We start from the raw sequence: 491 nt of genomic DNA on the forward strand, positions 1-491 counted from the left end.
TCCCCGGGCACGTGCAGGTCGCCGAAGCTGAAGGCGTCGGCGTGCCCGTGGGCGCGCTGGCGCACCTCCGCCGACGTCCACACCCCGATGCCGGGCAGCGAGCGCAGCGCCGCGTCGGCCTGCTCCGGGCCCATGGCCAGGGTGCGCTCCAGCCCCTGCGCGCGGGGCGCGGCGAGGATCGTCACCTTGCGCCGGCGCAGCTCCACGCCCGCCTGCAGCCACTCCCAGGAGGGGATGAGCATCCACTGCTGCGGGGTGGGCGGCAGCCGCAGCCCGGCCGGGCCGGGGGCCGGCTCGCCGTGGCGGTGCACCAGCCGGCGCCAGGCGGCGAACGCCTCGACGGTGGCGACGACCTGCTCCAGCGCCGAGGCGGAGACCGCCTCGAAGACCGCGCGCGTGCGCGGCACCCGCCAGCCGCCGTGCCGGCGCCAGGCGTCCACGAGGGCGGGGTGCTCGGGGCGCGGGGCGAAGTCGGCGTGGGTGTCGTCGGC

At 79.2% G+C, this 491-nt stretch carries 1 protein-coding gene; it reads right to left on the bottom strand.

The genetic code is table 11. The features are described from left to right. The coding region (locus GTQ99_RS23955; protein ID WP_420814621.1) for a DNA-3-methyladenine glycosylase family protein at nucleotides 1-491 on the bottom strand (491 nt) is incomplete at both ends.

Origin of the sequence: Kineococcus vitellinus (assembly GCF_009906315.1) — a bacterium.
Classification (GTDB): Bacteria; Actinomycetota; Actinomycetes; order Actinomycetales; family Kineococcaceae; genus Kineococcus; species Kineococcus vitellinus.